Raw genomic sequence first — 19,150 nt, forward strand, 5'->3', positions numbered from 1 at the left:
CCCATTCCCCATTCCCCATTCCCCATTCCCCATTCCCCATTCCCTAATCCCTCCCCAATTCCGTAAGTAGCCGCCGAATTACGGATGCATCCTGGGCATCAGGAACTTTTGCTAAATAATGTTGTAAATCGTCTACGGCTTGGGGGTAGTTACCAAGTTGATAGGAGATTAAGCCGCGATCGCGCAATTCTAAAGTTACATTAGGAAACAGCAACAAAATTCGTTCAATTGCTGCCAGCGTTTTTTCTAACTCTTGTTGTTTTAGGTAAATAAATTTTATATTTGTCAGCATCCGTGCCAAAAATTGCCGATTACTGACCACGGCTAAAAATTCTGGTTGTAGCGTCACAGGTTGCTGATAAATTTGAGACAGCCGTTCCTCGCAATCTTGAGCAAATATTATTTCACCGCCATTAAAGGCATCCACAAAAATTTCTATATCTGGAATATCTGGGCGGATCAAGAAATGCCCTGGCATCCCCACACCCACCATCGGGAAATCAATTCGTCTGGCAACCTCTAGGTAAACTAACGCTAAGGTAATAGGAATTCCTAGTCGGCGGTCAATTACATCATTGAAAAAACTGTTACGCGGGTCGTAATAGTCAATCTTATTACCAGAAAACTTTAAATCATCGTAGAGATACTGGTTAATACTTTGAACTATCCGCAAAGGATATCGTGAGTCTGGTAGGCGTTCTTGAAGCTCCCATGCCATTGTATCAAGGGCGTTGAGATATTCCTCTGGATCTAGCTTGGGATATTCTTCTTGGGCAATATACAAAGCTGCCTTTGCTAGGTCAATATGCTCGTCAGCCTGCTGAATCTCTTGGTAAAAATATTGTCGCGCTGACGAGAAATTCATAACCTGTTGCCCGGTGGAAGTATGAGGATGAAGCTGCACCTACGCCTAACCTAAGCATTGTGCCTTGGCTAAACTGAAAACATTTTTCTGTAACTATTTTTTATATTAAGGATATTCAGAAGATTTGGAAATGTAAGTTCTACCCTAGGCTTATAGCTGTCAGCGTTCTCAGTATCGATTCTGTCTGAGCAGTGCAAATAACAACCCAAAGCCCCAGCTAAAGCATAAATTTCTAACTAACTCACTTTTAACACTGCCGCGTCTGCACAATCTTGACGCTCCAGTTTTAATTTTGAGTCTTCTCCGGTCCCCATGCAAAAACTTACCTTAATTTTGATCCCCAAGCCCCAGTCTTAAGGATCAATTTATGGCGTAGAGTAGGGTCGTTCAGTGCTAATCTGAAAGGTGACATTGCTTAATTTTATGTCTTCTCCGACCTTATCTGAAATATAGCTTCACTCATTAGGCGCAGCATGGTCACAACCGCAGAAAAAACAAACATTGGCTACATTACCCAAATCATTGGCCCAGTTGTAGACGTTAAATTTCCCGGCGGGAAATTGCCACAAATCTACAACGCTTTGAAAATCAAAGGCACCAACGAAGCTGGGCAGGAAATCAACATCACCGTTGAAGTACAGCAACTGCTGGGCGACAACCAGGTGCGGACTGTTGCGATGAGTTCCACCGAAGGCTTAGTGCGCGGTTTTGAAGTCAGCGATACAGGCGCTCCCATTACCGTGCCAGTTGGTAAAGCCACTTTGGGCCGGATTTTCAACGTCCTTGGTGAACCTGTGGATAACAGGGGCCCAGTAAATGCTGAGGCAAGTTTACCCATCCACCGCTCTGCTCCCAAATTCACCGACCTAGAAACCAAACCTTCGGTGTTTGAGACTGGGATTAAAGTTGTTGACCTTCTGACTCCCTATCGACGCGGCGGTAAGATTGGTCTATTCGGCGGTGCTGGTGTTGGTAAGACCGTAATCATGATGGAGTTGATTAACAACATCGCTACCCAGCATGGTGGAGTATCCGTATTTGCTGGCGTGGGTGAACGCACCCGTGAAGGTAATGACCTCTACAATGAAATGATTGAGTCTGGGGTTATCAATAACGAGAACCTCAACGAATCAAAAATTGCTCTAGTCTACGGTCAAATGAACGAACCACCCGGAGCTAGAATGCGGGTTGGTCTTTCGGGATTGACAGTAGCAGAGTACTTCCGGGATGTGAACAAGCAGGACGTGCTGCTGTTTATTGATAATATCTTCCGGTTTGTACAAGCAGGTTCGGAAGTATCCGCGCTATTGGGTCGGATGCCTTCTGCGGTAGGATATCAGCCCACATTGGGAACCGACGTAGGTGAACTGCAAGAGCGGATTACCTCGACTACAGAGGGTTCCATTACCTCCATTCAAGCGGTATACGTACCTGCGGATGACCTCACAGACCCCGCACCTGCTACTACCTTCGCCCACTTGGACGGAACCACAGTACTGTCTCGCGGTTTAGCTGCTAAGGGAATTTATCCCGCAGTTGACCCCCTTGGTTCAACTTCCACAATGCTCCAACCAAACATTGTCGGTGAAGAACACTACAATACTGCTCGTGCGGTGCAATCAACTCTGCAACGTTACAAAGAACTCCAAGACATTATCGCCATTCTCGGTTTAGATGAATTGTCAGAAGAAGACCGTCTAATCGTGGCACGGGCGCGGAAAGTTGAGCGCTTCTTGTCTCAGCCATTCTTTGTAGCAGAAGTATTTACCGGTTCTCCTGGTAAGTATGTGAAGTTGGAAGATACCATCAAAGGGTTCCAAAAGATTCTGTCTGGTGAGTTGGATGCTCTGCCAGAACAGGCTTTCTACTTGGTTGGCGATATCAACGAAGCGATCGCTAAAGCTGAAAAAATCAAAGGTTAGTCATTAGTCATTGGTCATTAGTCATTAGTCGTTAGTCATTAGTTCAACTGCTAATGACTAATGGCAATTACGAAAGACATAAATGACAAAGGACGAAGGACGAAGGACGAAGGACAAAAGACAAATGACATTAACCGTTCGGGTAATTTCCCCAGATAAAACAGTCTGGGATGCTCCAGCTGAAGAAGTAGTTTTGCCTAGCACAACTGGTCAACTAGGTATCCTCACCGGACACGCACCACTTTTAACCGCCCTGGATACTGGTGTAATGCGAGTCCGTGCCGCGAAAAATCAGAATTGGGAAGCGATCGCTCTTTTGGGCGGCTTTGCCGAAGTCGAAGAAAATGAAGTGACAATTCTGGTTAATGGCGCTGAACGTGGCGACAAAATTAACCTAGAAGAAGCTCGTGCTGCTTACAACAAAGCAGAAGCGGGACTCACTCAAGTTTCAGCAGACGATCGCCAAGCCCAAATCAAGGCAAATCAAGCTTTCAAACGCGCCCGCGCTCGGTTTCAAGCTGCTGGCGGTTTGGTCTAATTTAATTTTCTATTTCAACTTTGTAGGTTGGGCAATGTCCAACCTACAAATTATTTATTAAGAAGAACTCAGGAATCAGGAGCCAGAATTCAGTATAAATTCTGTACGAGTGCTAAAATTCCATCCCTTTACGGATAGAGTATTCTGAATTCTGAATCCTGAATTCTGAATCCTTATTTATTAATTTTTCAAAAAAATTACGTCAAGTTTAAGAAATCGAGGCAAGCCGTGCTGAAGTGTTAACTTAGCTAATTAGTTGCCCAAATGGGCACAAATTATGAAAAGCTTTTCATCTTTGCTTGGTACTCGTAAACAAAATAAGGTAGCTCGTTTTGCTGCCTCTATCGTAGCAACGTTAGCGATCGCTGGTGGTATTCATTCTGCCAATGCTAATTCTGTTAAAACAACTACTGCAAAAGAAATAACTTCGGCATTAGTCCAGCGAAATCAGACTACACCAAATATTGCTCAGTTACCAATCAGCAGGACTCAATATCAAACTGCTGGAATTGATCCTGTTGTACTAGTTCCCATCCTACTTGTCGGCGGTTTCGTCATATTCGTCCCCCTATTCTTTGGGGGACTTGTAGTCATTGGCGAACGTGAAGTCGGTATTGTAGTGAGGAAATTTACCCTTTCTGGGCGTGGACTCCCCGCCGGCAGTTTGATCGCCCTCAACGGCGAAGCTGGCTTGCAGGCAGATACTTTAGCTCCTGGTTGGCATTGGGGCTATTGGCCTTGGCAATATTCTGTAAAGAAAGAATCGGTAATTGTCGTCCCCCAAGGGGAAATCGCTTTGATTGTGGCAGCAGATGGCGCATCCAACCCACCAGAGCGGATTTTGGGGAAAATCGTGGGTTGTGACAACTTCCAAGATGCTCGAAAATTCCTCACCGAAGGTGGTGAAAAAGGGCGGCAAATGGGTTTTCTCACCGCAGGTACATACAGGATTAACACTGCTCTGTTTAAAGTCATCATGGCATCAAATGCCAGCGCTCATGGCATGGCTCCAGAACAGTTGCGGGTGTACAGTCTGGCATCTGACAAAGTTGGCATCGTCACGACCTTAGATGGTGTGCCAATTTCTGCCGGTGAACTCGCAGGCCCCATAATTGACGGACACGACAACTTCCAAAATGGTCAGAAATTTATTAATGGGGGTGGGCGGCGAGGCTTACAAGAACAGACTTTGCTTTCTGGCTCTTGGAACTTGAATCCTTGGTTTGTCCAGGTTGAACAAGTGCCGATGACCGAAATTCCCATTGGGTATGTGGGTGTAGTAATTTCTTTCGTGGGTAAGGCACATCAAGATGTCAGTGGTGCAGCCTTCACCCACGGTAATTTGGTGAATCAGGGACACAAAGGTGTATGGGTCGAACCGCTATATCCTGGTAAGCATCCGATTAATTCCCGAATTATGAAGATGGAACTAGTGCCAACGACCAACATTGTCTTAAACTGGTCAGGTCGGACTGAACGCCACAGCTATGATGCTCAACTAGCTTCCTTGACAGTGCGATCGCGTGATGGGTTTGCTTTTGATTTGGAAGTAGCACAAATTATCCATGTCGGTGCTTTAGATGCTCCGAAGGTAATTTCCCGCGTTGGTGCAATGCAAAATTTGGTAGACCATGTATTAGAACCAACTATCGGCAATTATTTCCGCAACTCAGCCCAAGACTATACTGTACTAGACTTTCTCACTGCTCGGAGCGAACGACAATCTGAGGCTGCTGAGTATATTAAAACAGCATTACGGGCTTATGATGTGCAAGCGATCGACACCCTGATTGGTGATATTCTGCCACCAGCTTCATTAATGCAGACACAGACAGACCGGAAAATTGCCGAAGAAGAACGCAAGACTTATGAAGTCCAGCAGATGGCACAAACCCAACGACAGCAGCTTGTCCGGGAAACAGCGCTGGCTGATATTCAGCAAGAAATGGTGAAATCAGAGCAGAGTGTACATATTGCTGACTTAAAAGCCCAAGCCCAAATTAAACAGGCGAACGGTGAAGCTGAGGGGACAAAACTCCGGGCAATTGCTGAGGCTGAAGGTATTCGGGCCACAGGTAACGCCAAAGCTGAAACTTATCGCGCTGGTGTGGAAGCTTTGGGTTCCCAAGGTTATACAGCAATGCAACTCATGCAGATTATAGGCGATCGCCATGTCCGCTTGATTCCAGATGTCTTAGTTGGTAGTAATGGCAGCAATAACGGCTTAGTGGATGGTTTACTGTCCATGATTTTATGGAATCAAACCGGTAAGGGTGAATTGAAACCAACACCTTTGCATCCGCAACCAGTAGTTACCCAAACACAACCAACCGGAGAAAACGGTTATCCACCGATAGTTGTGAATTTTCCGGGGGATAAGTAACATCCGGTAGGGGGCGCATAGCTAGGTGTGCGCCTTTACGAGAAACGCAATTTAAAACGGTTATATTTTACTTTGGGTAGGCATCTTGCCTACCCTGTAATTTTGGCAAGGAAATTTTGCTTTTACAAGAACGTTATCGTTTAATGAAGCAGACTAGTAAAGGGGGATTCTGTAAAACCTTCCTCGCTGTAGATGAGGGTCAGTTTCCGCCAATTCCTTGCGTTGTTCAAGAATTATCGCTGGAAGATGAAACATCTCAAACTTTTCAGCAAAAGGCGCAAAAGCTAGAGGAATTAGGAAAGCATCCACAAATTCCCGCTTTATTAAATTATTTTCAGGATAACGGGCATTTTTATTTAGTGCAGGAGTTTATTGTAGGCACTAATTTAGCTCAGGTAGTTGAAGAAGAAGGTGCTTTTAATGAAACTCAGATTTGGCAACTGTTAGAAGATGTTTTGCCAGTTTTGCAGTTTATTAGCGATCGCAACATCATCCACCGCGATATTAAACCCCAAAATATCATCCGTAGATCCCCAATTACTAAGAAGGGGGATTTCGTCATAGTAGATTTTACCACTGCTAAAATCGTCACAGAAATTGATCCGTTAACATCTGAAACCATTGTCGGCAGTCCAGAATACGCTGCACCAGAACAAGCGAAGGGAAAAGCAGTTTTTGCTAGTGACTTATATAGCTTGGGTGTAACTTGTATTTACTTACTTACCCAGATTGCTCCCTTTGATTTATTTGATATTGCTAACGATTGTTGGGTTTGGCAACAATATCTTACTAACAAGGTTAGCAATGTCTGGCGACAAGACTCAAAAAGTCTACGCTTGGCACAAATTCTCGACAAGCTGCTGCAAAATTCTGTTAACCACCGCTTTCAATTAGCTAATGAAGTTATGCAAGCAATGGGTATGGAATGTAAAATTCAAAATTTTAAATTACCAAACCCTCCTTGGCAATGCTTGCATACCTTAACTGGGCATTCTGGGACATTGAGTAGTGTGAATGCCCTTGCCATCAGTCCTGACAGTCACACTTTAGCCAGTGGTGGTGATGACAAAAACATCAAGTTGTGGGATTTAAATACCAAAAAAGTCCTAGCTAGCTTATCAGGACATTCCCAAGCGGTAAAATCAGTCGCCTTCAGTCCAGATGGGAAAATTTTGGCAACTGCTAGCGATGATAAAACTATCAAATTGTGGCAGGTTGAGACATTAAAAGAAATCTGCACTTTATTGGGACACTCACACGCCGTAAAATCAGTTGCTTTCAGTCCAGATGGGCAGATTCTCGCTAGTGGTAGCTGGGATAAGACAATCAAACTCTGGGATGTCAATACTGGCAGAGAAATTTGCACCATAACCGGACATCAATTACAAGTAAATTCAGTAGCATTTAGTCCCCAAGGACAGCTTTTAGCTAGCGCAAGTTATGACAGAACAATTCGCCTGTGGCAGATACCAACAAGAGGCAGGGGAGCAGGGAGCAGGGAGCAGAGGGATATGAATAGTGCTGAGTTAAAAGACTATCCACAAGGGGCGGAAGATATTTCCCCTTTCCCCCTACTCCCTGCCCCCTGCCCCTTTCCCCCTGCCCCCTTCCCCCTTATTCAAAACCGCCCATGCTATAGCTTGTTAAGCACCCTTTCGGGTCATGCATGGGCGGTTTTGACAGTCGCTTTTAGTCCTGATGGTCAAATTTTGGCGACGGGTAGTGATGATAACACTATTAAATTGTGGGAGGTAAACACAGGTCAGCTAATTTGCACACTGGTAGGCCATTCTTGGTCTGTGGTGGCTGTGGCTTTTACTGCCGATGGCGAAACACTCCTAAGTGCAAGTTGCGACAAAACAGTTAAACTTTGGAGAGTAAGCACAGCAGAAGAGATTGTTACTCTCTCTGGTCATATAGACTCAGTATCTGCTGTTGCTGTGAGCAAAGTTAGACAATTAATTGCAAGTGGCAGCAGAGACAAGACTATCAAACTGTGGCAGCTTGTAGAACAGCGCGTAGGCGTAGCCCGTCGTAGACATCGCTAATATTGTAATATCAGGCGCTACCTGTGAAGGCAACTTCTGGAAATTTCAACTGAGCTTCTGCCATTGGACGGTTTCTACCTTCCTCTTGCCAGTAGTTAATCACTTCTGTTGCTTTATTAAGCAACTCGACACGATCTAGGTCAGTAATCCAATGTTTGGATTCTAATTCCTTTTTTAATTCTTCCCAGGCATCATTTCTGGGCCAAAAAAAGTACTTAGTCAAAGGGCTGGTGCCTTTGCCTACAACTTGATCCACTGCGAGAGCAACGTTTTCATCTAACCACAGAATTTTCAAAATAAACTTGGTCAATCACACCTCCGGGAATTTCCGGGCATTACTTAACTAGGATAGCGATCGCTTATTTTAACGCAATACCCTATCAAATGACCAAACAGTCATTGGATTGGGCTAGCATAAGGTGTAGTCGGCGTTAACAAAAGATGCTTATGACTGCTCAACTGCCCCAATCTCAAACAAAATCTGATTCAGATTTGTATGAGCAAGACTTTTACCTGTGGATTCAAACCACAGCAGAACTACTCAAGCAAGGTCGGCTCACAGAACTGGATTTAGAGAATTTGATTGAAGAAATTGAAACAATGGGCAGGAGTGAAAAGAAAGCACTGAGAAGCAATTTGGAAGTGGTGCTGATGCACCTCTTGAAGTATAAATATCAAGCCGAGAAGCGCTCTGGTAGTTGGCGAGCAACAATTCGGGAGCATCGCAAACGCCTTAGAGAAGCTCTAGAAGAAAGTCCTAGCCTCAAACCCTATTTCTATGAGGTATTTGGGCTGTGTTATGACGATGCTAGACTCTTGGCTACTGATGAAACTGAATTGCCTCTAGCTACCTTCCCCGAACAATCTCCCTTCACGCCAGAGCAAGCCCTCGACCCCGATTTTTTACCTGAGTCATGATCTCACGTTTTATGATGAGGTAAAACTCTTTTGCTTCCTACCCTATGACTCAACAAACTTCTGCAAAAGCGATCGTTATTTTCGATATAGATGGCGTTGTGCGCGATGTTGGTGGTTCCTATCGCCGAGCGATCGCAGATACCGTAGAATATTTTACGACCCAAGCATATCGTCCAACCCCACTGGATATTGACCAGTTGAAGTCTGAAGGCGTGTGGAATAACGATTGGGAAGCATCGCAGGAATTAATTTACCGCTACTTTGAAACCCAAAAACAGAGCCGCGAACAACTGCAACTAGATTACAATGCGATCATTGCTTTTTTTCAATCCCGTTACCGAGGCCCAGACCCAAATAATTTTACTGGGTATATCTGTAATGAACCTTTATTATTACAACCTAGCTATTTAGAACAACTTACCCAAGCCGGGATTGCGTGGGGATTTTTTAGCGGTGCAACTCGTGCTTCCGCTAACTACGTATTAGAAAAACGCCTGGGTTTGGAATCTCCAGTGTTGATTGCGATGGAAGATGCGCCAGGAAAACCCGACCCCACTGGACTTTTCGCTACAGTTCGTGAATTAGATAATGGAATTGAGCAAAAATTAGCGATCGTGTATGTAGGGGATACGGTAGCAGATATGTATACCATCGAGAAAGCGCGGCGTTTAGATTCTTCTCGCCCTTGGATTGGTGTAGGGGTTTTACCGCCCCATGTACAGGAAACAGCAGCGCGTAGTGATGCTTATGGTGAGACACTGCTAGCAGCAGGAGCAGCAGTAGTTTTGCGTAATGTGCAGGAATTGACCCCAAGGCAGATTCAAGAATTGGTAAGTTCATCTGCCTGATCCGTGTTCTAAGATTAATCAAGCTGCGGGTGCATGAATAACTAACTGATCACAATCTTGCTCCAATCATTGGGAAATTCATAAAAATGTCTTTACTTAAACTGCCTAACGGCCCTCAAACTCACCCTTGGATACAGATGTATCAGTGGCTTACTAATCCCTTAGAATACATGGAAGCCTGCACTAAACGTTATGGTGATATCTTCACTCTCAAACTCGGACAAAATTTTGCTCATCAAGTCTTCATTAGCAATCCCCAGGCAATTCAGCAGATTTTTACTACAGATCCAAAACAGTTAGACTCTGGTGCATCAGCAGGGATTAAAGCGCCTTTATTAGGACAGCAATCATTACTGTCGCTAGATGGAAAGCCTCATCAGCGACAACGAAAGCTGTTGACACCCCCTTTGCACGGAGAACGAATGCTGGCTTATGGTGAGTTAATCCGTGAAATCACAGAGCAAGTGAGTAGCCAGTGGCAGGTTGGAGAAACCTTTACAGTTCTGTCGTCTATGCAAGAAATCTCTTTCCAAGTGATTTTGAAGGCTGTATTTGGTCTTGAAGATGGGCCACGTTACAAGAAACTCAGCAAACTCCTAATTGAAATCCTGAATCCCAAAATCCCTCTACTAAGAACACTTCTGCTTATTTTCACATCACTGCGGCAGGATTTAGGAGCGTGGAGTCCCTGGGGGAAATACTTGCGTTTACGGCAGCAAATTGATACACTCATCTACGCCCAGATTCAAGAACGCAAAGCACAACCCGATCTATCTGGGACTGATATTCTATCTTTGATGATGGCTGCTCGTGATGAAGCGGGAGAGCCGATGACAGACTTGGAATTACGTGATGAACTCATGACCCTATTAGTGGCGGGTCACGAAACTACTGCAACTTCGTTATCATGGGCGCTGTACTGGATTCATCATCAGCCGCAGGTGCGGGAAAAACTGTTGCAAGAATTAGATAATTTAGGTGAAAAACCAGATGCAAACGCTATTTTCCGATTGCCTTATTTGAATGCTGTCTGTTCTGAAACGCTACGCCTTTACCCAGTGGCAACGTCGGCACTAAATCGATTGGTTAAATCACCGCTACAAATTGGGGGATACAACTTTGAGCCTGGGACTATACTAATTCCCTCTATTTATTTGACCCATCATCGAGAAGATTTATATCCTGAGTCGAAGCAATTTAAGCCAGAGCGTTTTCTGGAACGGCAATTTTCTCCTTATGAGTATTTACCCTTTGGTGGCGGCAACCGTCGCTGTATTGGAATGGCATTTGCCTTATTTGAGATGAAACTGGTGTTGGCAAAAGTGCTATCTCACTGGGAGATGGAACTAGCTGATAGCAAACCAGTGCAGCCAGTACGTAAGGGTTTGCTATTTAGCCCAGCAGGTGGCGTGAAAATGGTGGTGAAGGGGAGACGCCAGCAAAATCAGGTAGTTCGAGAGACTAGTTTTGTTTAGAAAGTTTGAGAATGATATGAGATAGGATGGGAGCAATCGCACATAGCCTCTTAGGGTCGACTAGATAAAACAGGTTTACCGCTAGACACGATCTGTTCAATAATATCAGCCGCTCGGCTCACTCCACCGGCTCGCTGAATCGCTTCTTTTAGTCTCAAGGCATTCTTTTTGTAAGAATCTTCTGTTATTACCCGCTTAATAGTGTCTCGCAACCTGTGTACATTCAAACCAGACAGTGGCACAAATTCTCCTGCTCCGGTGTAAGCTATACGAGCAGCGATTCCTGGCTGTTCATTAGTAATAGGAATAGCTACCAGGGGGACTCCGCTGCTTAAAGCACCTAGCACTGCATTCATTCCAGCATGGGTAATAGTTAGAATCGATCTTGAGATTAATTGCTGTTGGGGTGCGTAAGCTACTACCAAAGGCGAACCAGGTAGATTAGGGACTGATTCCTTTCTTTCAGGCTGACCCAAAGAAATTACTAGTTGCATATCTAAACCTATACAAGCTTCAGCAATAGTCTCAAAAATTTCTTCTTTGCGATTTTGTAAGGTTCCCAATGCAGCGAAAATCAATGGTTGATCGTTTAACTTTTCAAAGGGGAAAGATGTAGACGAAGAGATGGGTTCTAGCCCTGATGGATCTTGCAAAGGCCCAGTGTAATGAAAAAACTTAGCTAACCGTTCTCGTGGAAAGTCAAACTCAGCAGGTAGCTGACAGATATGAGCTAGTTTCCCCGCAGCATCTTCACGCTTGACATAAGGTGGTAAATTCCATCGACGACGTTGATTGACTATCAAATCCCAGATTTTTAGTGATAAACGGTTAAGCAAAAAGTTACCCACTTGGTTTCGCTTGCGAGACCACCAAGCTTGGTTGTTAGGCCAAGGTGTAAAGTAGGGAGGAACTGCCTCTTCTCTATTAGTTAGCAGAGCATTACATACAGTGACGAAGGGTATATTTACAAAGTCGGCAATAGTTCCACCAGCAGACGTTACCTGGTCTACTAATAGGGCTTCTATACCTACCTTAGAGAGTGCTTCTGGTACTTCACGGAAAAGCATAACTGTTTCTTTTTCCAGCCAACTGATCGTAAAACGCAACGCTGGTAATCCACTCATCTCACCCAAGTGTTTATACATTGGTTCCAGACTTCCAAGGGGGAATTCAGCCTCTCCAATCGTGTAAAATTCTAAGCCAGCTTTCTGTACCTTAGTTTGAACATCGGGTATATGAAATAAGGTGACGCGATGACCGCGCCGTTGCAATTCTCTACCTAAAGCACACATCGGGTTGAGATGACCGATCGCAGCAGGACAAAGAATCCCAAAATGAGTCATAGCGAAACCTTTAAAAAATGCAAGGCAAATACAAGTATTATCTGCTATTTGGTGCAAAATTTATGGACATAATTTTAGTATCAAACAATCCACAAGGGTATGATGTTTCACAGATGTTACTGGATTTTTAAGAACTATCCAAAGCTGTAACTAGACTGGGATCCTCATTATTGTATTTAAGCTAAGACAGGTTTACCTGTAGAAACAGCCTGCTCAATAATATCAGCCGCTCGACTTACCCCCCCAGCCGCGAGAGTAGCTGCTTGTAATCTGAGCGCATTCTGTTTATAAGATTCTTCTGTCAACACCCGCTTGATAGCATTCTTCAATCTGGGAACATTCAGTTTTTTGAGAGTGACAAGCTCACCTGCCCCTGTCCAAGCGATACGCGCTGCTACTCCTGGCTGGTCATTAGCAACTGGAATCGCCACCATTGGCACTCCTTTTTTCAAACATTCCATTGTTGTATTCATTCCTGCATGAGTAATCATGAGAGTAGCTTTTTCCAGCACTTCTAATTGAGGTGCATACTCAACTACTAAAGGATTTCCTGCCAAGTCTGGTAGTGATTCTGGTTTAGCAGAACCTCCCAGAGAAATCACTAACTGAGCATCCAAATCTTCACAAGCTAAAGCAATAGTCTCAAAAACCCAAATCAGACGATTTTGCAATGTTCCCATCGAAGCGTAAATTAACGGTTTCCCCGTTAATTTTTCATAAGGGAAAGAAACAGCTGCTCGACTAGCTGAAGTATGGAAGCTTCCGGTGAAATGGAACCAAGGAGCTAATTCTTTCCTGGGAAATTCAAATTCAGCAGGTGCATTACTTATTTGAGCCAGTGGAGAGTTACTATCTTTAAGATTAGAGTACAGGGGTAATTTCCACTCTCGACGATATTCATTGATCAAATCTTCAAATGGTTTGATGACGTTATTAAATAACGTGTAACCTATTTCGTTGCGTAAGCGTGCCCACACATCTGGACTATACTTCCATGTTGTGAAAAAAGGAGGAATGCTAGGTTCTCGATTCAGCACCACAGCGCTGCACACAGTAATAAAAGGGATTTTCAGAAACTCGGCGATTGTCCCTCCCTCTGATGAACTTTGGTTTACTAGCAAAGCTTCTACACCTGCTGCTTTTATTGCTGCTGGAGCCTCTTGAAGTGTCACAGATGAAACTAGCTTCAGCAGGTCAATAGTGTATCGAAGCGCAGCCAATCCACGCAGTTGACCTAATTTGGCAAAGGTTTCTGCTGTTGAGCCAGGAATAAAATCTTTTTCACCAATTGCTTGGAATTCTATTCCTGCTGCCAGTACCTTAGATTGAGTATCGAGTGAGCCAAAGAAGGTGACGCGATGCCCACGCCGTTGAAGTTCCTGTCCCAAGGGAAGCATTGTATTGAGGGGGCCAGTTGCTGCACCAGGACAGATGATACCAAAATGAGTCACGATCAATGCCTCTACTGAATTTTCAAGAACTTATCCAAAGCTGTAACTAGGCTGGGAGGCCAACGGCGGATATTTTTTACCCAGTCGATATCTTTGTAGCGGCTATCAAGTCCATAAGCTGCTACCCAGTTGCTTTCAGCTTCACCTTGTTCTCCATTTACCCAATATGCAGCGGTGAGGGCGGCACGCACATCAGCAAATTTGGAGTATTTACGGGCGATATTTCGCATCTCACGGATTGCTTGCTCTTTTTTACCAGTTTCATAGAGAGCGAGGGCGTAGTTAGCACGGGCGAAGGCAAAATTTGGGGCTATCTCATTAGATTTTTTGTAGTCTGCGATCGCATCTTCCCATTTTCCTAAACCTGTTTTGGCATTACCGCGATTGTTATATGCCATCGCATCGTTAGGATCGAGTTCTAAGACATGATTATAATCTGCGATCGCATCGTCCCATTTTCCCATCCCTTCCAACGCCGCGCCCCGATTCAAATAAGGATCGGTGACATTTGGTGCTAGTTCTATGGCTTTGTTATAATCTGCGATCGCCTCTTGTAACTTATTCTGACTCACCCGCGAATTTCCCCTGTTACTCCACGCCCCCGCATTAGTAGGAAATTGCTCAATAATCTTTGTCCAGTAAGTTTCAGCCGTCGCAAAATCACCTTGATTCGTCGCTGCAAAGGCTTGATTTGCCCACTCATCACCTTGTTTTAACTGTTCTTGAGTAATGGGTGGTTGAGATTGTGCCATGACTGGAGTAGCCCAGCCAAACAGAATTAACAAACTGAGAAAAATACTAATCAACTTAATCATCTAGGTTTACCTAATTTGTCATTTGTCATTTGTCATACCCTGCGGGAAGGCGAAGCGCCTATATCATTTGTCATTGAGCAGAGGAATGGAGTTCAAAGGCTCATTTACAAGTATCAATGCCCAATGCCCACTTGCCCTGAGCGTATCGCTAAAGCGAAAGCTCCGCTAACGCGTAGAGCGTCTCGCAGAGAAGGGGTGCCCCATGCCCAATGCCCAATGCCAATAATTACAATAATGACAACTGTTCATTAGGCGGCGTAAATCCCAAATGCTTGTATGCTGCCTTTGTCGCCATCCTGCCGCGATGAGTTCGAGTTAAATACCCAATTTGCATGAGGTAAGGTTCGTACACCTCTTCAATTGTTTGGGTATCTTCACCTGTGGCTGCTGCCATTGTTTCTAACCCCACTGGCCCGCCATTAAATTGTTCAATTATCACACTAAGCATCTGGCGATCTGTCCAATCTAAACCGCAGGGATCTACTTGGAATAGTTGCAATGCTTCAGATGCGATGCTTTCATTAATCTCCCCAGATATTTTTACTTCCGCATAATCACGCACTCGCTTTAGTAGCCTATTTGCAATCCGTGGCGTTCCGCGTGAACGACGGGCAATTTCTGTGGCACCATCTTCTGTAACAGGGGTTTTGAGTAATTGAGCGGTTCGCAGTACAATCTTAGTCAGTTCGTCAACTTCGTAAAATCGGAGTTTTTGAATCAAACCGAAGCGATCGCGCAGTGGTGAAGTTAAAGCACCGACACGAGTTGTAGCACCCACTAAGGTAAACTTTGACAGAGGCAAACTTCTGATCCGAGCGCTGGAACCTTTACCAATAGTAATATCTAAGCGATAATCTTCCATCGCTGGATAGAGAATTTCTTCCGTCATCCGCGAGAGGCGATGAATTTCATCCACAAATAAGATATCCCCCGGCTTCATGTTCACCAGTAGCCCAACAATATCTCGTGGACGTTCTAGGGCTGGCGCACTGGTAATTTTGTAATTTACCCCCATTTCCGATGCTAAAATCATTGCCATTGTGGTTTTGCCCAATCCTGGCGGCCCATACAGCAGCAAGTGATCCAGCACCTCACCACGAGACTTGGCTGCTTTGATGGCAATATCTAGCACATCCTTTAAATCTTTTTGTCCAATGTAATCGGCAAATCGGTGCGGTCGAATACCTTCTTCCTGTTGTTCTTGTTCATCAATAGCAGCTTCAGGCTTCAAAATATTTTCTGTGGATGGTGCTTTCGCCGACTCCCGACGCTGCTTTGGTTCTCCGTTGGGTTCTGGAGGCTGTTTTTTCGAGGAGATTATCGCCATAATTCAGCTATTCAATAAAGGGACTGGGGACTGGGGACTAGGGACTGGGGGAGCAGGGGAGGCAGTGAGGGACAAGAATGAATTAATAACCAATGCCCAATGCCCCATACCCCATTCCCATGAAAATTTTCGTTTGGAAATACCCGCGCCAATTTAAAATTTAAATTCCGGTCAATTACCCAGAAGTACAAAAGTTATTATGTTATCTAAAAGAATCTTACCGTGCTTAGATGTGAAGGCGGGACGGGTTGTAAAAGGAGTTAACTTTGTTAATCTCCAAGATGCAGGCGATCCGGTAGAGTTGGCCAAGGTTTACAACGAAGCCGGTGCTGATGAGTTAGTATTTCTGGATATTACAGCTACTCATGAAGACCGAGCTACAATTTTAGATGTGGTCTACCGGACTGCCGAACAGGTCTTTATTCCATTGACTGTGGGTGGTGGCATTCAATCCTTAGAAAATGTTAAAGCTTTGTTACGAGCCGGCGCAGATAAGGTTAGTATTAATTCTGCGGCGGTACGTGATCCCGACTTGATTAATCGGGCAAGCGATCGCTTTGGTAATCAGTGCATAGTTGTTGCAATTGATGCCAGACGCAGAAATAACCCGGAAAATCCAGGTTGGGATGTGTATGTGCGGGGTGGCAGGGAAAATACAGGCTTAGATGCCCTATTGTGGGCACAGGAAGTTGAGAAACGCGGTGCTGGAGAACTTCTAGTAACAAGTATGGATGCTGATGGAACCCAAGCCGGATATGACATCGAGATCACACGGGCTATTGCAAACGCTGTAGAAATTCCAGTAATTGCTTCTGGTGGTGCAGGTAATTGTGAACATATTTACACAGCCCTAACTGAAGGCAAAGCGGAAGCAGCACTACTGGCATCGCTATTACATTACGGACAATTAAGCGTAGCAGAAATCAAAAATTATTTGCGCGATCGCAATGTGCCAGTAAGAACATTATCTTGACCCACAAATCACCCGTTAATGACATCTATCTGAGGTTAGACACACTTCTTAAAAAGGATGTTAATATTATTTTACAAGTATTAACAAATATTAAAAAATATGTTGCTTCCTATTTTACTTTTTGATGTAGCTTTGGTAGCGTGGTCGCTGCACTTAATGGAAAAAGCCTACGAGAGTAAAGAATTTTCTCTCATGTTGGCTGGTACATTGGTTGCCCTGGCTGCTGCTGCCATGTTAGTAGTTTACTTTTTGATGGGGCACTGTATGACCTACTTGTTGCAAGTGTCGTTGTGAGTATCTAGTGGTAGAGGAGATATTTAAAATTTAGTTTTCATAAAAAGCTTGACAAAGTACTAAAATTAAGTGATTATGTATAATGGATTTTAAGGGGTTATAGCGCAGTTGGTAGCGCACCTCAATGGCATTGAGGGGGTCAGCGGTTCGAATCCGCTTAGCTCCATTCTTAAGTCCCTAATCATCTTAGTAAATTAAGAGGGTTAGGGAAACTTTTTATGAGTTTTATTTGCTGTCTACCTAGCCAGTCTCAAAAGTTGGAATGATAGAGACTGTAATGGGTTTCTGAGGCGATTCGTTTTTGCTGTAATAACTCTAGCCAATTTTCTAACACTCTCTCAACTTCATATTATCAGTATCAATGATTTGTGCGATGCCTCGGACATTTCAACTTCTAAACTCGACACTTGGCTTTGAGACCCTCAACTACGGCAATATTAACCTTGCAACCATATCAACAAATAGATGGTTGCACACTAAAGATAGCCATCTATGGTATAGAAATGTATAGAATCTTGTAAAGATATAAAATATAGTTGTTAAATGCACACATTTCTAGCTTCTTCCTCAATGCAGCTGTCTGTACCACCAAATCACTTTCAGTCAATGAAGATTGTCGCACTGGGGGACAGCTTAATTTATGGATTCGGCGACCCGGAAAAAGGAGGCTGGATCGAGCAACTACGGCGATGGTGGATGTTGCCCGATAGTGCCGGTCATGTTCTTTACAATTTAGGGGTAAGAGGCGATCGCACGCAACAAGTAGCACAAAGGTTAGAAGTAGAATTTCGCCACCGAGGTGAACTGCGAAATCGTGTCCCCGACTTGATTATTTTATCCGTAGGTGTGAATGACTCAGCGCGGTTAGCGCGTCCCGATGGTCGCAGTTACACAGATTTTACATTGTTTGAAAAAGAAATTGCTTCTCTGCTAGATTTAGCACAGCAACTTTGTCCTGTGTTATTTGTGGGCATGGTGCCAGTAGATGAAGCCAAGATGCCATTTTTAGATTGTTTTTACTATAATCATGTCGATCAGTACCGCTACAAAGAAGCAACTCGAATTGCTTGCAGCAAACGCCAGATTCCCTATTTAGATGTTTTTGAGCAATGGATGGAACGCGGTGAAAATTGGCGGCTCAAACGTTTAAGTGAAGATGGTCTTCATCCTAATACACTCGGTTATCAAGCTTTGTTAGAAGATGTGATAAATTGGGATGCGATACATTCAGTCGGCTTTGCCAATGCAGCTTACCATTCTCAATTTAATTATCATCTTAAACAATCCTAATTAATATAGAGATATTGGTGCTTTGAAATTAGCCAAGATTGTCATATTTGCCATCTTTGCAAAAAGCACCACAATCTTACTAAATTTTCAATGAAGCGAGTCAAAATCTATCTATAAAAACTCTAATTTCTCTATATTATTCATTACTCCTAACTCCTAACTCAGCACTCAGCACTCCTATGACACCAACTTTATTTGGTCGTTGGCAAACTCGATTATTATTACTTGCAACTGTGGGTGTACTTGTATCTCTGCCTTTTGCAATGGGTTGGATTGGCCCTGGTGCTAACTCGGTTTATTTTTGGATACTTCTTTATGTAGCCATATTTGGCTTAGGTTGGGATGTGCTTTATAACTATCTCCAAAAATCTCGATGGGACAGGGATTGGCCCGCAGCTTATCAACTTTTAGCTGGTATATGGGAATTAGTATTTGTGTTCTGTGGAGTAAAACTATTTGGCTTTTTACCAATACCTTTACCGAAAGAAGAATTACCGTTAACAGTTTTTCTACTGCACTATAGCATCGTGTGGCTAGCAGTTTTTATTAGTTCACAAAGCCTAATGCGAATTATTTTCCTTCGTTGGCGTTTTCGGGGTGGTGAGTGCTTGTAAATTGCATCGGGTCTTGTAGAGAAGGAATAAGAGTTTTAGATAGTTA

The 19,150-nt window shown here is 43.9% G+C and carries 17 protein-coding genes and 1 tRNA gene; 12 read left to right on the top strand and 6 right to left on the bottom strand.

Annotated elements, in window-relative coordinates; translation table 11 throughout:
* Positions 1-43: 43 nt before the first annotated feature.
* Positions 44-865: a SirB1 family protein gene (locus H6G86_RS18235; protein ID WP_190935499.1), complete on the bottom strand. Its 822-nt coding sequence runs from the start codon at positions 863-865 to the stop codon at positions 44-46.
* A 473-nt stretch (positions 866-1,338) separates the two neighbouring features.
* On the opposite strand from H6G86_RS18235, the gene atpD reads away from it, so the two are divergent.
* From atpD to H6G86_RS18255, 4 genes are all read left to right on the top strand, one after another.
* A complete protein-coding gene (gene atpD / locus H6G86_RS18240) occupies positions 1,339-2,787 on the top strand; it encodes a F0F1 ATP synthase subunit beta (RefSeq protein ID WP_114081954.1) in 1,449 nt (482 codons plus the stop codon).
* 124 nt (positions 2,788-2,911) lie between these two features.
* Positions 2,912-3,325 carry an ATP synthase F1 subunit epsilon gene (gene atpC, locus H6G86_RS18245; protein ID WP_094327672.1) on the top strand — a complete coding sequence of 138 codons (414 nt, stop codon included), beginning with the start codon at positions 2,912-2,914 and terminating at the stop codon, positions 3,323-3,325.
* A gap of 277 nt (positions 3,326-3,602) precedes the next feature.
* Positions 3,603-5,708 (top strand): SPFH domain-containing protein, encoded by a 2,106-nt coding sequence (locus H6G86_RS18250; RefSeq protein ID WP_190935500.1) that lies wholly within the window; start codon positions 3,603-3,605, stop codon positions 5,706-5,708.
* 143 nt (positions 5,709-5,851) lie between these two features.
* Positions 5,852-7,756: a WD40 repeat domain-containing serine/threonine-protein kinase gene (locus tag H6G86_RS18255; RefSeq protein ID WP_242064856.1), complete on the top strand. Its 1,905-nt coding sequence runs from the start codon at positions 5,852-5,854 to the stop codon at positions 7,754-7,756.
* 10 nt (positions 7,757-7,766) lie between these two features.
* On the opposite strand, the gene H6G86_RS18260 is transcribed toward H6G86_RS18255, so the two are convergent.
* Positions 7,767-8,066, bottom strand: a complete 300-nt coding sequence (locus H6G86_RS18260) for a 30S ribosomal protein PSRP-3 (RefSeq protein ID WP_094333099.1) — start codon at positions 8,064-8,066, stop codon at positions 7,767-7,769.
* Between the two features lie 137 nt (positions 8,067-8,203).
* On the opposite strand from H6G86_RS18260, the gene H6G86_RS18265 reads away from it, so the two are divergent.
* The 3 genes from H6G86_RS18265 to H6G86_RS18275 all read left to right on the top strand — a co-directional run bounded on the left by H6G86_RS18265 (position 8,204) and on the right by H6G86_RS18275 (position 10,997).
* A complete protein-coding gene (locus H6G86_RS18265) occupies positions 8,204-8,674 on the top strand; it encodes a DUF29 domain-containing protein (RefSeq protein ID WP_190935502.1) in 471 nt (156 codons plus the stop codon).
* 44 nt (positions 8,675-8,718) lie between these two features.
* Positions 8,719-9,522 carry a TIGR01548 family HAD-type hydrolase gene (locus tag H6G86_RS18270; RefSeq protein ID WP_190935503.1) on the top strand — a complete coding sequence of 268 codons (804 nt, stop codon included), beginning with the start codon at positions 8,719-8,721 and terminating at the stop codon, positions 9,520-9,522.
* A gap of 86 nt (positions 9,523-9,608) precedes the next feature.
* The gene (locus tag H6G86_RS18275; RefSeq protein ID WP_190935504.1) at positions 9,609-10,997 is read left to right on the top strand and encodes a cytochrome P450; all 1,389 of its coding nucleotides are present in this window, start codon (positions 9,609-9,611) and stop codon (positions 10,995-10,997) included.
* A gap of 50 nt (positions 10,998-11,047) precedes the next feature.
* Here H6G86_RS18275 and H6G86_RS18280 read toward each other — a convergent pair whose 3' ends face one another.
* From H6G86_RS18280 to ruvB, 4 genes are all read right to left on the bottom strand, one after another.
* The gene (locus tag H6G86_RS18280; RefSeq protein ID WP_190935505.1) at positions 11,048-12,340 is read right to left on the bottom strand and encodes a glycosyltransferase; all 1,293 of its coding nucleotides are present in this window, start codon (positions 12,338-12,340) and stop codon (positions 11,048-11,050) included.
* Between the two features lie 176 nt (positions 12,341-12,516).
* Positions 12,517-13,791, bottom strand: coding sequence for a glycosyltransferase (locus H6G86_RS18285; protein ID WP_190935506.1), 1,275 nt, complete (start codon positions 13,789-13,791; stop codon positions 12,517-12,519).
* 11 nt (positions 13,792-13,802) lie between these two features.
* Positions 13,803-14,606, bottom strand: coding sequence for a tetratricopeptide repeat protein (locus H6G86_RS18290; protein ID WP_190935507.1), 804 nt, complete (start codon positions 14,604-14,606; stop codon positions 13,803-13,805).
* A gap of 226 nt (positions 14,607-14,832) precedes the next feature.
* Entirely contained in the window at positions 14,833-15,933 is a 1,101-nt protein-coding gene (gene ruvB / locus H6G86_RS18295) for a Holliday junction branch migration DNA helicase RuvB (protein WP_190935508.1), read from the bottom strand.
* A 199-nt stretch (positions 15,934-16,132) separates the two neighbouring features.
* Between ruvB and hisF the strand changes: the two genes are divergently transcribed.
* The 5 genes from hisF to H6G86_RS18320 all read left to right on the top strand — a co-directional run bounded on the left by hisF (position 16,133) and on the right by H6G86_RS18320 (position 19,104).
* Complete coding sequence (hisF, locus tag H6G86_RS18300; RefSeq protein ID WP_114081963.1) at positions 16,133-16,906, top strand: imidazole glycerol phosphate synthase subunit HisF; 774 nt, start codon at positions 16,133-16,135, stop codon at positions 16,904-16,906.
* 99 nt (positions 16,907-17,005) lie between these two features.
* On the top strand, positions 17,006-17,200 hold the full coding sequence (locus H6G86_RS18305) for a hypothetical protein (protein WP_012410736.1): 195 nt from the start codon (positions 17,006-17,008) through the stop codon (positions 17,198-17,200).
* Between the two features lie 93 nt (positions 17,201-17,293).
* Positions 17,294-17,366 (top strand) — tRNA-Ala (locus H6G86_RS18310).
* A 377-nt stretch (positions 17,367-17,743) separates the two neighbouring features.
* A complete protein-coding gene (locus H6G86_RS18315) occupies positions 17,744-18,490 on the top strand; it encodes a GDSL-type esterase/lipase family protein (RefSeq protein WP_190935509.1) in 747 nt (248 codons plus the stop codon).
* A gap of 179 nt (positions 18,491-18,669) precedes the next feature.
* Positions 18,670-19,104 carry a hypothetical protein gene (locus H6G86_RS18320; RefSeq protein WP_190935510.1) on the top strand — a complete coding sequence of 145 codons (435 nt, stop codon included), beginning with the start codon at positions 18,670-18,672 and terminating at the stop codon, positions 19,102-19,104.
* The last annotated feature ends 46 nt before the right edge of the window (positions 19,105-19,150 follow it).

Source organism: Nostoc sp. FACHB-133 (assembly GCF_014698055.1).
GTDB lineage: Bacteria > Cyanobacteriota > Cyanobacteriia > Cyanobacteriales > Nostocaceae > Nostoc.